General features: G+C 31.7%; 11 protein-coding genes and 1 pseudogene. 9 read left to right on the top strand and 3 right to left on the bottom strand.

Going from position 1 to position 14,033, the window contains the following annotated elements:
- The first annotated feature begins 36 nt into the window (after window positions 1-36).
- The 9 genes and pseudogenes from pfkA (at window position 37) to BLV79_RS09045 (ending at window position 11,516) form a co-directional block, all read left to right on the top strand.
- Complete coding sequence (gene pfkA / locus BLV79_RS09085; RefSeq protein WP_074718297.1) at window positions 37-1,008, top strand: 6-phosphofructokinase; 972 nt, start codon at window positions 37-39, stop codon at window positions 1,006-1,008.
- Between the two features lie 135 nt (window positions 1,009-1,143).
- Window positions 1,144-1,923: a TrmH family RNA methyltransferase gene (locus tag BLV79_RS09080; protein ID WP_074718295.1), complete on the top strand. Its 780-nt coding sequence runs from the start codon at window positions 1,144-1,146 to the stop codon at window positions 1,921-1,923.
- The gene (locus BLV79_RS09075) at window positions 1,924-2,190 is read left to right on the top strand and encodes a hypothetical protein (protein ID WP_074718293.1); all 267 of its coding nucleotides are present in this window, start codon (window positions 1,924-1,926) and stop codon (window positions 2,188-2,190) included.
- Between the two features lie 146 nt (window positions 2,191-2,336).
- Window positions 2,337-2,978 (top strand): annotated as a pseudogene (locus BLV79_RS09070) (GTP pyrophosphokinase); the annotation flags it as partial.
- A gap of 207 nt (window positions 2,979-3,185) precedes the next feature.
- Complete coding sequence (locus tag BLV79_RS09065) at window positions 3,186-5,147, top strand: ABC-F family ATP-binding cassette domain-containing protein (RefSeq protein WP_074718292.1); 1,962 nt, start codon at window positions 3,186-3,188, stop codon at window positions 5,145-5,147.
- A 592-nt stretch (window positions 5,148-5,739) separates the two neighbouring features.
- On the top strand, window positions 5,740-7,134 hold the full coding sequence (locus tag BLV79_RS09060; protein WP_074718290.1) for a radical SAM/SPASM domain-containing protein: 1,395 nt from the start codon (window positions 5,740-5,742) through the stop codon (window positions 7,132-7,134).
- Between the two features lie 32 nt (window positions 7,135-7,166).
- Window positions 7,167-8,360: a zinc metalloprotease gene (locus BLV79_RS09055; protein WP_074718288.1), complete on the top strand. Its 1,194-nt coding sequence runs from the start codon at window positions 7,167-7,169 to the stop codon at window positions 8,358-8,360.
- On the top strand, window positions 8,360-9,031 hold the full coding sequence (locus tag BLV79_RS09050; RefSeq protein WP_074718286.1) for an ABC transporter ATP-binding protein: 672 nt from the start codon (window positions 8,360-8,362) through the stop codon (window positions 9,029-9,031). The genes BLV79_RS09055 and BLV79_RS09050 overlap by 1 nt, the downstream gene beginning before the upstream one ends.
- Window positions 9,018-11,516 (top strand): FtsX-like permease family protein, encoded by a 2,499-nt coding sequence (locus BLV79_RS09045; RefSeq protein WP_074718284.1) that lies wholly within the window; start codon window positions 9,018-9,020, stop codon window positions 11,514-11,516. Before BLV79_RS09050 ends, BLV79_RS09045 begins: the two co-directional genes overlap by 14 nt.
- A 127-nt stretch (window positions 11,517-11,643) precedes the next feature.
- Here the strand turns inward: BLV79_RS09045 and BLV79_RS09040 are convergent, their stop codons facing one another.
- The 3 genes from BLV79_RS09040 to BLV79_RS09030 are packed head-to-tail and all read right to left on the bottom strand — an operon-like array spanning window position 11,644 to window position 13,943.
- Window positions 11,644-12,219 carry a hypothetical protein gene (locus BLV79_RS09040; protein WP_074718282.1) on the bottom strand — a complete coding sequence of 192 codons (576 nt, stop codon included), beginning with the start codon at window positions 12,217-12,219 and terminating at the stop codon, window positions 11,644-11,646.
- Window positions 12,209-12,850, bottom strand: coding sequence for a YesL family protein (locus BLV79_RS09035; RefSeq protein ID WP_074718280.1), 642 nt, complete (start codon window positions 12,848-12,850; stop codon window positions 12,209-12,211). The genes BLV79_RS09040 and BLV79_RS09035 overlap by 11 nt, the downstream gene beginning before the upstream one ends.
- Before the next feature lie 10 nt (window positions 12,851-12,860).
- Window positions 12,861-13,943 carry a LacI family DNA-binding transcriptional regulator gene (locus tag BLV79_RS09030; RefSeq protein WP_074718278.1) on the bottom strand — a complete coding sequence of 361 codons (1,083 nt, stop codon included), beginning with the start codon at window positions 13,941-13,943 and terminating at the stop codon, window positions 12,861-12,863.
- Window positions 13,944-14,033: the final 90 nt, after the last annotated feature.

The raw sequence follows: 14,033 nt of genomic DNA, 5'->3' as shown, positions 1-14,033 counted from the left end.
AAAAAGATTTTGTTATATAGTAGGAGGATACTTAAAATGGCTAAAGAAGTACAAACAATTGGCGTTTTAACAAGTGGTGGAGATGCTCCAGGAATGAATGCTGCAATTCGTGCAGTAGTTCGTCAAGCACTTGCAAAAGGAAAAAAAGTTAAAGGAATTAAAAAAGGATATGCTGGACTTTTAGCAGAAGAAATCATTGATATGGATGCTACAAGTGTATCAGATACTATTTCTCGTGGTGGTACAATTTTACAAACTGCTAGATGTTTAGAGTTTAAAGAAGCTGAAGTACAGGCTAAAGGTGCTGAAATTTGTAGAAAACACGGTATCGATGGAATCGTTGTTATCGGTGGTGACGGATCTTTCCAGGGTGCTCAGAAATTAGCTAGATTAGGAATCAACACAATCGGTGTACCAGGAACAATCGATTTAGATATTGCTTGTACAGATTATACAATCGGTTTTGATACAGCTGTTAACACAGCTATGGAAGCTATTGATAAAGTTCGTGATACTTCAACATCACACGAAAGATGTTCTGTAATCGAAGTTATGGGACGTGGCGCTGGTTATATTGCATTATGGTGTGGTATTGCTAACGGTTCTGAAGAAATTCTTCTTCCAGAAAAATATGATCATGATGAAGAAGCTATCATCAAACGTATCATTGAAGGACGTAAAAAAGGTAAAGAGCACTACATCATCATCAATGCAGAAGGTATCGGACATTCTCAGGAATTAGCTGAGAAGATCGAAAAAGCTACAGGTGTTGAAACAAGAGCTACAATCTTAGGACACATGCAGCGTGGTGGTAGCCCAACATGTAAAGATCGTGTATACGCTTCTACAATGGGTGCTTATGCAGTTGACCTTCTTTGCGAAGGAAAGAGCAATAGAGTAGTTGCTTACAAGAACGGTGAATTCGTAGATTATGATATCGAAGAAGCACTTGCAATGCAAAAAACAATTCCAGAGTACTTATATAGTATTTCAAAAGATTTAGTATAATTTTGGAATAATACATGACATTAAGACGTTATTAAGACGGAATTAAAGTTGAAAATTAGAGTGGGCTGTCATTAATTAAGTGGCAACCCACTTTTTTGAGCGAAAATAAGAAGTTGAATGAGAGGTAGATTATTCATGATAACAAGTAGTAGCAATCAACAGGTAAAAAAATTAATCGCACTATATAAGAAATCAAAAGAAAGAAAAAAAGAGAACGTATTTATTGTTGAAGGAATAAAGATGTTTAAAGAAGCTCCAAGAGATTGGGTAAAGCAGGTATATGTATCTGAAGATTTTCATAATGACATCAAAAAAAGAGATTTGTATAAAGATTATCAATATGAAGTGTTGAGTAATAGTGTGTTTAAATCTGTTTGTGATACTATTACTCCACAAGGAATAATTGCATTAATTAAGATTCCCAAATATACTCTAGATGACATGCTAGTTGGTGATAAGACACAGTTACTTATTCTTGAAAGTATTCAAGATCCGGGAAATCTTGGAACGATGGTTCGAAGTGGAGAAGGAGCAGGAACAACAGGAATAATAATGAATAAGACTACAGTTGATATTTTCAATACTAAGACTATTCGTTCAACTATGGGAAGCATATATAGAATGCCTTTTGTAATTGTGGATGATTTGCAGGAAGTTATAAAAGAATTAAAAGAAAAAAAAGTTAATTTATTTGCGGCGCATTTAAAAGGAATACAATCATATGACGAAAAAGATTATACAAAGGCGTGTGGATTTTTTATAGGTAACGAGGGAAATGGATTAAGTGATGAAATAGCAAATTTAGCGGATGACTACATAAAAATTCCAATGCAAGGAAAAGTAGAGTCATTGAATGCAGCTATTTCAGCAACATTGTTAATGTATGAAGCTAATAGACAAAGGAGAAATAAATAATTGAGAATTTGGTTTAAGTTTATAGATAATGCAAGGATAATTGATTCAGAGACGATAGAAGATTTTTCAGATGAGACAAGAACACATAAGATATTTAATTCAATAGATGAAGTATGCTATAAATATGATTTAAGCAAACCAATATGGTTAAATTCAAATATTGAAGAATTTAAAAGAAGAAGTAAGACAAGATTTAATAAAGATAATTTTGTGGATGAGATTGAATTTGATTTTATGGAAATGGAAATTTTAGAGGAAGATTATTAAATTTTCATAATATTATGATGCAGAGATTAGAAGAAGATTATTAATTTTTCATAAAATAGCTAAAATAAGCCGACAAATTTCATTATATGTGATACAATTTAAATGGAAGTATAGAGTGATTTATAAGGTAATGGAGGGTAGAATAAATGGAAACACCATACACATTCAAAGAAGACGTAGATAGTTGGAAGACGGTGATTCTTTTGTACAATTCTGCACTTAAAGAGGTAGGAACAAAGCTAGAGATATTAAATGATGAGTTTCAGCATGTGCATCAGTATAATCCAATTGAGAATATTAAATCTCGAATTAAGACACCAGAGAGCATAGTTAAGAAACTTAAAAGATACGGTTATGATGTAACAATTGACAATATGGTTAATTACGTAAACGATATTGCGGGAATTAGACTTGTGTGTTCTTTTACGTCAGATATTTATAGACTGGCAGAAATGATTGGGAAGCAAAATGATTTGACAGTTATTTCCATAAAGGATTACATTAAACATCCGAAAGAGAGTGGATATAAGAGTTATCACATGATAGTAACTGTACCTATTTTCTTATCCGATAGAGTAGTAGATACAAAAGTTGAAATACAAATCAGAACAATGGCGATGGATTTTTGGGCAAGTCTTGAACATAAGATTTATTACAAGTTTGAGGGGAATGCTCCAGAATACATCAGTAGAGATTTAAGAGAGTGTTCAGGAATTGTTTCGATGTTAGATGCAAAGATGTTGCAATTGAATAATGCTATATTAGAAGCAAAAGCGAAACAGGAAGAGCTATCTCGAAAAGATCGAATTGACAGTAAAATGAATGGCAATGAGATTAACGATAATCGAGAAAATAATAATCAGATTAACGGTAATCAAATCGATAATAAGATAGAAGAAAAAGAAGTGAGGTTAGCGGGAAAAAAGTTAGAAACTGCGAACAAGACTAGAAAAAAAGCTGGTTTTGAGGCATCAGTAGGAACCGCATAAAGAAATATGAACATAATTAATATTGAAAATATTACTAAATCATATACTGGAAGGGAGCTCTTTAGTGGAGCTTCCTTTTATGTGCAAGAAGGAGAAAAAATCGGTATTGTTGGAATTAATGGTACTGGTAAATCAACTTTGTTAAAAATAATTGCACAGGAAGAAAATCCGGATGAAGGAAGTGTAACTAAAGCAAATCATGTAATAATCAGCTACTTGTCACAGGCACCTAAGTTTGATGACAATCTATCTGCTTTAGATAATGTTTTGAATTTAGCAAAAACAGGAAATATTACGGATGAAAATAAGTGGACATTAGAAAGTGACGCAAAGGCGCTGATGACTAAACTTGATGTTGGAGATTATGAAAAAAAAGTTAGCGAATTATCAGGTGGTCAAAGAAAGAGACTTGCACTTGTTGCAACGCTAATCAAGCCATGTGATGTTTTAATTTTGGACGAGCCAACTAACCATTTAGATTATGACATGATTGAATGGTTAGAAGATTATCTTCGCAATTGGAGAAAATCTTTGATTATGGTTACTCATGATAGATATTTCTTGGATAGTGTGTGTAACAGAATTGTTGAAGTTGACAAAGGAAATATATATAGTTACGATACAAATTATTCTGGTTTTCTTGAGAGAAAAACAATGCGCGAGGAATCACAAAAGGCATCAGAAAGAAAGAGACAATCAGTTTTACGCAATGAAATACAGTGGATGATGCGTGGAGCTCGTGCTCGTTCAACAAAGCAAAAGGCACATATTCAAAGATATGAAGAATTAAAAAATGCAAAAGCGCCAGTTGAGGACGATAAATTAGAATTAAGCTCAATTTCAACTCGCCTTGGACGAACAACGGTAGAAGTTGAAAACGTAAGTAAAGCATATGATGGAGTTACTTTAATTAATGATTTTTCATATATATTTTTGAAAAATGACAGAGTAGGATTCGTTGGAACAAATGGTTGTGGTAAGACTACTCTCATGAAGATGTTAGCCGGTTTTTTGGAGCCTGATGAAGGTGATATAAAAGTTGGACAAACTGTAAAAATTGGATATTATTCGCAGGAAATCATAATGTCAGATGATAAAAATTATGGGACTTCTGCGACTGGTGTAAGCAGAGAAACCTCGTACATGAATCCAAAAGATAGGGTTATTGACTACATAAAGGACACAGCAGAATATGTTCGTACTGAGGATGGATTAGTTTCGGCTTCGCAGATGTTAGAACGATTTTTATTTACAGCAGAGCAGCAGTACAGCCCAATTGAAAAATTATCAGGGGGAGAAAAGCGTAGATTAAATCTGTTGAGAGTTTTAATGGAGGCTCCAAATGTACTAATTTTAGATGAGCCAACTAATGATTTAGATACTCAGACTTTGGCAATTTTTGAGGATTATCTCGATCATTATAAAGGAATAGTTATCACTGTTTCGCATGATAGATATTTCTTAGATAGAATAGTAAATCGAATTTTTGCGTTTGAAGATGGCGGAGTGTTAACTCAATACGAAGGTGGTTACACAGACTATTTAAATAAAAGAACAAGACCACTTGGAACTCCATGGGGTAAAAAAGAAGTAGGTTCAATGTCGGCTTTAGATGAAAATGACGAATCAAACGCGTTTGCTTCTTTAGGAGAAAATAGTGTGTCATTTTCTGGAGACTCAAATACAAAAAATGTGGAAAAAAAGGATTCTCGTGCTACTTGGGGACATGAAAAGAAAATCAAGTTTACATATAAAGAACAAAAAGAGTACGAGACAATAGAATCAGATATTGCTGAAATTGAAGAAAGATTAGAAGTAATTGATAAAGAAATGGTGCAGTGTGCTAGTGATTTCGTAAAACTAAATGAACTCAATAAGGAAAAAGAAGAAAAAGAGGCAAAACTTGATGAGTTAATGGAGCGATGGGAATACTTAGAAGATAAAGCAGAGCAGATTGCAGCACAGTAACAGCAGGAGAAATCAATAAATTGTTTCCTAAATTTCATACACTAATTTTTACTAAAATGCAACAGTTTTCAAAAAAAAATCGGTGTTACTTTTTCACAAAATTTTTGGTTTAGTTTTGTCTAAAATCACTGAGATTTCATATGTCACATATGAATTCTTGTCACATATATTCCTTGTAGTTATAGGCTTTTTGGCGTTTTATAAAATTTAGATTTAAGTATTGACCAAGGCTATTTTTTCAGTGTAAAATGTATATAACAAGTTCACAGTTTCGTGAATTTGGTCGATTTTTAATTATTAAAGGAGGAAGGAAATATGAAAAATCTTAACGAAAATCTTTGGACAGAAATCTCTGTAGAAGAAATGGAAACAAGAGAGGAGTTCTGCTTCTGGAATACATGCTTCTCATGTTTTTGCTTCACATTTAACTGGTAATTAATGGATTTTAATTTGATTTGTGCCTTAGTTAATTAAATTAAATTTCATGAATTAGTTATTACAAAATAAGATATGCAATAGGGATTAGATTTTAAGAAATCTAATCCTTATTTTATAAATATCTAGTTATTATTTTGTTTTTTAGGGGGAAAATATGGCTATTATTACAAAATATTGTTTAATATATAAAATAAATGAAGATGAACATTTACTTATAAATACAGTTACAGGCGCTTTAGATGTGATTGATACTCCATCGAAAGAAGCAATCGAGAGCGTAAAGTCTGGTAACGAAAACGCAATTTCAAAGGATTCACAATTATATGCTGACTTACATAAAAGAGGGTATATTTTTGAATCACCTCAGGAAGAGATGGCGTTACTACAAAAAGTAAAATCTTATAGTGATTATCTTTACAAGAATTCATATTGTTCAGAATTTATTATTCTTCCAACATTAGGTTGCAATTTGAGATGTACGTATTGTTTTGAAGATGATAATCAACATATAAATCATCAGCAAATGACAATGGGACAGCTTAATGGTATTTTGAACTATATTTTACAGATAAAAAAAGAAAATAAAGAAAAGATAGAAAAAAACAATCAGAAATTAAAAATAAGAATTTTTGGAGGAGAACCACTTTTACCATCTAATAAAGATTTGGTGCTAAGAATTCTTGAATTTAGCCGTGAAAATAACGTGGATGTAAATATCGTTTCTAACGGAACATTGATTGATTATTATATGGATATGCTCGTTGAGTTTAAAGATGTGCTCAATCTTCAGATAACTCTAGATGGTCAAAAGGATATACACGATAAAAGAAGAATTCGTGCAGATGGCACAGGAACCTATGATGCAATCTGTAAAAATATAACAAAACTTCTTGAACATGATATTCGTATTGCATTACGTGTAAACGTTGATGCTGAAAATATCGCAGGAATAAAAGAAATTGAATCACTTATTAAAGAAAAAGGTTGGAATAAAAACAGTTGTGTTATTCCATATTTTTCACCAGTTGTGGACTTTTCTGGACAATCAACTACGGTTCTTGAAGAATCTGAGCTTTTGAAAGGATTGTTAAAAAGCGGATATAAAGCGGATGGTTCTTCGACATTTAAGTCAGTTGTTTCGCCTTGCATCGGATATTTAAATATGTTTTTTAATCCTCATGTAAAAAATAAATTCTGCAAAACACACTATTGTGGAGCAACATCAAAAAACGAACTTTGTTTTTCACCAGATGGTCTTGTAACAAGTTGTATTACTTATAGTGGAAAAGGTAAGCATAATATTGGAACATTTGATGAAAACGGTGTAACATTTAATTCAACAGCGTATGAAGCCTGGACAAATAGAAATGTCTTTAAAATAAAAAAATGTAGTGGATGTAAGTATGCTTTTTTATGTGGAGGCGGATGTCCAATCAAAGCTATTGACCAAAATGGAACTATGGATGATATTGTGTGCAGTGATATAAAAAATACGATTGATACATATGTTTCAGAAGTTGTAATTCCAAAACTTAAAGCCCAGGCATAGTAGAAAATAGCTATAAGCGAAGAAGCTAGCTCATGTTAGAAAAGGAACGAACAATGAAATATGATTTTATAAAAGCAAAGCCTTATACAGTAGGCGAAATGACAAAAGATGATAAGATAATTTTATCTTTTGACAGAAAACATCATATTAAGCTTTCTAGATTAGCTAAAGTGATTTTTGACAAATTTGATGGTAATTCAACTTTAGAAGAGATTCAGGTTTCGCTGTTACATGAAAATGTATCTATTTCATTAGACGAATTATCTGAATTTGTTGAAAAAATTCTTGTTCCGAATGCATTAATCGAAGGAACAGAATATAAACCAAATAAAGATTCACTTTTGTGGTTTAAGGTTAATCTTTTTGAAACGGATAGATTGTCTTTCATTTTTGAACGACTTACATTTTTTTACAATATACGCGTGGTTTTTCTAATGCTTTTTTTAATCATGTGCACAATTTCATATTCAACGTATGAAATTATTAGCAATAAGGTGGTTTTACATAACGTTAATAGTTTGAAAATATTACTAATTGTTGCTATTGACATGATAATCCATGAAGTTGGTCATATAGTTGCAGCTTATAAATATAACGTAAAAGTTGGAAAGATTGGATTCGGAATTTTCCTGTTTTATCCCGTTATGTATGTAGATATGTCCAATATATGGCGTTGTAAAAATACAAAGCGCATGGTTGTAGATATTGGAGGCACATATTTTCAGCTGTTTTTGCTGATTGTACTTGCAATTATTGCCACGATAACTGGCGATATGAATTATCATGTGGCAAATGTTTCTATTTTTGTGGCAGTGATAGTCAATCTGTTACCAATAATAAAATTAGACGGGTACTGGCTGTTTTGTGATGCACTTGGACTCGACAATCTTTCGAAGAATTCATTTGACCGTTTAAAAAGTGAACACCAAAAACATGAAACTTCGTCTGCTTCAAAAAGCAAACAATATATGATTTTTTCGGATTTATATTTAGTAACTATTATAGTTGCATTAATTATTACGATTGGTTATTCAATTAATATAATTATGAACTGGAAAAATTTACAGAATTCTATTAACACGATTTACCTTGATTTTGCTAGACTTGACGTAAATAGGGGATTGTTTCACTTGAATGAAATATTTTTATACATTTTGCCTCTTATTTTTGTCATTTTTATGTCGTTTAGCAGCATAATCAAACGAATTATTAGGAGAATTACATAATGATAAAACTACATAATATTTCAAAAACTTTTAAAACTGCGTCATCAAGTCAGCAAATCTTGAAAAATGTGGATTTTTCAGTTATGCCTGAAGATTTTATTACAATTGCAGGACCTTCAGGTTGTGGAAAATCAACGTTGCTTAGCATAATTTCATTATTGTTGCCTCCGGATGACGGAAAAATTACATATAACGGAGTGAATGTGGATTTTTCATCACAAGCTCAGCTTGAACAGATGCGAGTTAAATATACAGGTTTAATTTTTCAAAATCCAAATTTGATTTCATCGTTGAATGTATTAGAAAATGTGTTACTTCCAGCAAATTATAAAAAACTTGGAAAAAAAGCTACCATAGAAAAAGCAAAAAAACTACTATCAGATGTTGGATTATCAGAAAAAACAAACGCAGATGTGTCAAAATTGTCAGGTGGAGAAATGCAAAGAGTTTCCATCGCACGTGCACTTATCAATGAACCAAAAGTTTTGTTTTGCGATGAGCCAACTGGAGCACTAGATCAGGAAACAAGTCAGCAAATTCTTAAGCTTTTATTGGAAATTGCAAGGAAAAATAAATCAGCCATTGTAATGGTAACACATGACAATGACATTTGGGAAAAAGGTAGACGTAAAGTTAGGTTACAGGGGGGAAAATTAATTGAATTGGGTTAAGGTTTTTCGAGAATACAATTTAAAACAACTCAAAAGCTCGCTTTTACTTCACATTTGCGTTGTGATTTCCGTCCTGTTGGCTGTGGCAACCGCTATTTCAATACCCAGAGTTACAAATAGCATTGAATCGTCTTATCAAAAAAAAGCAGTAAAAATAAACGGTGCTGATGTGACAATCCAGACTTCGGGCGAGAATTTTAAACTCTGCGAATATTTAAATTCAAAAGGAAAAGGAATTAAATCGTATACTGTAGGTAAAGCACAAAATGGTTCTATCAAAAGATCACAAAAGGGAAGTAAGGCATTTTATACGGATGTAATTTCTGTCGCAGATTCTAGAACTAACACAGGAGAAGGAGCCGACGAAAGAGTCAACGAAAGCACCGATGAAAAAAAGAACATCGTTACAGTATCCGGTTTTGATAATCTTAAAGAAAACGAGATAATTATTTCTTCTTATCTTGCAGAAAAATTAAATCTATCTAAAAACGATACAATTAAACTGCTAGATAAGAAAAAGAAAATAGTTGATATTGAGGATTTGCCTTATGGTGCATCATCTCAGGGAAAGCAGCTCGGATATGTAAAAGCTAATATAGAGCTTACGAATCCGTATGCATATATTTATTACATTAATTTAGATAATCCTGATAAGGCAGATAAATTTTTATCAAAATTGAAGTCTGAATTAAAAAATGATATGTCGCAGGATACCACATATTCTACTGCCAAAAGTGTAGTAAAAGAGAATAATAAAAAGCAAGAAAATTCTCTTGTTATTGTGTCTTTGGCAAATACGACTTGTTTTATTTTTACACTTTTTACAACATTATCTTGCGGATATATGTTGCTTTCAAAGAGAAAAAAAGACCATGCCATCATGCAATTGAATGGCATTAGAAAAAAAATAATACGAAATGCTTTATTTTTCGAATTACTGTTTCCAATACTAATTGGTTGCGTATTAGGTGGAATTTTTAGTACAACACTCGAAAAATTATTGCTTGCGATAAACGGTTTAGGTAGTATAAAATCGCAAAGCATTTTCTCGCCTTTGACATTTATGGGAGTTGTATTCTTTTTTGCCGTGTATGTCGTATACGTAAGAATTCTGACATTATCAATAATAAAATCAAATCCTTACTATGTAATTAAAGAGATTCCGGAGCAACGAACAATTCCGCTAGTAAGGTATGTCGTGTTTACACTAATTACATTTTTCGTATATGCCATTTATGTAGGAACAGATTCAGTTTTTGTAAGTAGCATTATTTTAATTTTTGTATTATTAGTATGTTTATTAGTATGTTTTGCATTAGTAAAATTAATATGTGCCTTTAAAAATATTAGTAAAACTACACTATATGTTTTCAAAAAGCTTTCAAAAAGGGCTGTTGCATATGCTCTTGTAATGTTAGCCTTTGTTTTTATGAATGTTTTTATGATGCTCGGCTATAATCTTCCAAAGGAGCTTTCAAATAGTTATAATTCGCAGTTGAAAAAAGATTTGCCATTTAATTATATTGCTATGGTGAAAATGTCTGATAAAGATGACCAGACTTCTTTAGAGGAACAGATTGAACACTTTTCAAAAATTCGAATTAGAAACGGAATTATGTGTAAATTCGAGAAAAACAAATTGAAAACAGATGTTACCGTTGGAGCAGTAAAAAATGCAGATTATTATTACAAATATAGTCTAAAAAAAGGACAACAGATCGACAAACTAAAAAAGAATGAAATCGTAATAAGCGATGTTTTTGCCGAAAAAAATAAACTTAAGCTAAATGATACGCTAGATTTGACATTGAGCTTGGGCGAGAATGTTCAGGGAAACGGTTCCAAAAATCGCCAAGCAATTATTAAGGTCAAGGTTGCAGGAATTTATGTTTGCCAAAATATTAACCCAAACTTAATTCTTTGTAATGAAAAGAACACTAACTTAAACGTCGAAAATCAAATAATTGCAGCAAGCGATTACTACCAGTATTTACTTAAAAGGAAATCTGTTTCATCAATAAAAAACGTGGAAAACACTTTATTTATTGGTGTTAATAATATCGTAGATGCAATGCTTGGACTTTTAGATGGTTATGTAAATATGCTAAAAATCCTAGGTTTAATTTGTATTTTTGTTGCGTTGATTTTCAGTATAAATGTGTTTATGATTTTTACAAAAAACGATGAAAAAGAACAAATCATTGTAAGAGCTATTGGAATGAAAAAGAAATTTTTACAGCAAGCGTGCATACTAGAAACGATAGTTTATGTTGTAATTACATTTTTGCTTTCATTTGGCTTGTACACTTCCATTGAAGGTTTGCTTTCAGTTGCGTTATTTAAACAGGCTGGCAAAGTAAGTATTGTCAATGCATTGATAATATTGTGCTCGACTTTGTGCATAACATTTAGTACGTTTGCAATTAAGATGAGATTTATCAATCGTCACTCAAACGATTTTATGCGATTAAAAGAAGATGCATAAGCGCTAGGAATATATTTTGTTTTGTATAGTTTAGTATAAATAATATATGAAAAAAGGAAGAGATTATAAGTGAGGGGTCACCTCATTATAAGTCTCTTCCTTTTTTTAGTTATAATAGGATTCCATGCTAGAATTCTTCTTTTACTAAATAATGAATGTATTTAATAGCTTCATCCTTATGAATAGAATTTTTTATAATACATGCATAAAGTGGTTTGTCAGAATTAAGTCTGATGGCTATTTTTTTGTGGCTAGCGACAGTCTTATTTAAAGAAGAATCAAGCGGCATTAAATAATCATTTTTTTCTAAAATATGCAAAGCGTATTTATCGACTATCACAACATCTATAGCCTTATCAGTTATACGAGCCAAAAACTTCAGATTAGATGCGTAAGTATATTCATAATCGACGCTTTCCTTGTTGTTGGAAAATCTGAAATTTTTGACAAGTTCAATGTTGGATGGAGATATTTTTTTGTTGAGTTTAGCATATTTTTGAGTTAGTAAATAGTCTTCATTACTAGTAGTTGGTGCATTTATACAAGCAATTGATAAGGCTAGTTTTGGTTTGTTTGTTGCATGATAAATGATTGAAAACAAAATACCTATAGTAATACCTCCTATGACTATGTGCCATCTGTAGTAATCATAAATATATTGAATTTTTTTGAATAAAGTCAAATTTTTAAATTTATCTGTCATTTGTCACCTCATTGAGTGTATGCACCTTACTTAGTGAAACAAAGAGAGGGTGTAGTAAGTAAGAACCTAAAAAAGCACAAAGTCCTTCTCCAAGAAAAATAAGTGGAGTGAAGTAATTTACTGCTATGAAAAAAATTCCTACATGAATAATTACTAAAATTATTGTACAAAATAAATAACGTAATCCTATAAATAATGCGTTTTTAAGGAGCTGAGGAGTTGTGTTTTCAAACATTGCCAAAAGTGGAAATGCATAAATACAGATGACTAAAAACAAAAAACATAGAGGAATAAAGGTTGCAAAGCCTAATGTCCAAAAAATATTTTCGAATCTCATTTTCATAAAAACATAGCCATCAATACATAATACTGCGCCGAACGCTGAGAGAAACAAACCAAGTTTTATACCGTTTTTTAAATTTTTTCTGAGTCCTTTGAAAAACTCAGCTGTTATGCTAATGCTTCTGTCATCTGCCATTGAAAGAGTGACAGTGTAAAGTGCAGTAGTTGCAGGTCCGATTGTTATAATCGGAAGTGATGTTAAAAACCACAGTATGTTTAGCCAGAAAGTGTCGGCTAGTTTACTAATAAAATTCATTACTGGATTATCAGGATTAAAAAATTTCCCCATAAAATACCTCCTAATCTCGAGTGGACTCTCTATATACCAAAGTAGATTCCACATACATTTTTCTGTAATTCATGTCAGGTTCAGTAATCCTTGAAATAAGCAACTCCATTGCTGAAAAACCTATTGCCTGACTGTGTATATGCACTGAAGAAAGAGTAGGTGAGATGATTCGTGATTCGGTTGAATCATCAAAACCTAGTAACATTACATCTTCAGGACATTTTTTATTTAATCTCTTTAAAACCTGTAGTACATCAATTGCAATAAAATCATTTGCACAAATAAATACATCAGGAAAAGATTTTAATTCTTTAAATTTGTAATAAAGATAGTCCTGATACGAAACCACATTATCATCAGGACCTTGAATGGAAGTATTTATATCGTGTGTATCAACATTACCAGTGATACAGTAGTTCTCGTTGATAGGTAATGAATTAAAATACATTCCATTCCTAAATGCAATAAATCTTTCTGAAAAAGAAAGACAATGATTGATGTCTCCTATGAAACCTATAGAGGAGTAGTTCCTTCTTTTCATTTCGTGAATAAAAGATAAAATACCAGAATAATTTTCCATAAGTAAAATATCAGAGTTTAGAGACTGACCATAATTTTGCGCAGGCGCGTCAATCATTAAAGTAGGAATATCTTGCTCTGTTAACATTCGGCAGTATGCCTCATCAAATAGTTCGATACAAACGATTCCAACAATATTCTTTTTATTTAAAGATGCTGGCAATTTCAGCGATTTAAGATCGGCCGAAGTCACGTTGTGGATGCTTAAACTATATCCTACGAGTGCGAGTTCTGCTTGAAATTTGTCTAGCATTGGTGATGCAAAGTGGGAATTACTTAGAAATGAAGCTGTAAGTAAAGCAACTTCTCCTGTTTCTTTTTTCTTTGGTTTGTTATTGAGTAAAGACAAATCCATATATGAAAACTGTTTATATCCCATTGCAATTGCTTTTTCTAAGACCTTTTTACGTGTTGTCTCTGAGAGAACACCTGTGTTGTTTATTGCTTTTGATACTGTGTTGCGAGATAAACCAAGTTCATCTGCTATATCTTGAATTGTAATTCTATTTGTCATTTTTAAACATCCTTTTTATATTTTTTAAGTGTAAATCTTGTGTTTTTAACCAATCTTTTGTTGAAATAAGTATAACATAAAGAATAAAAT

The organism is Lachnobacterium bovis DSM 14045 (genome assembly GCF_900107245.1).
Classification (GTDB): domain Bacteria; phylum Bacillota; class Clostridia; order Lachnospirales; family Lachnospiraceae; genus Roseburia; species Roseburia bovis.
Note: the sequence above shows the minus strand (reverse complement) of the source record. Positions and strands in the feature narration are given on the sequence as shown.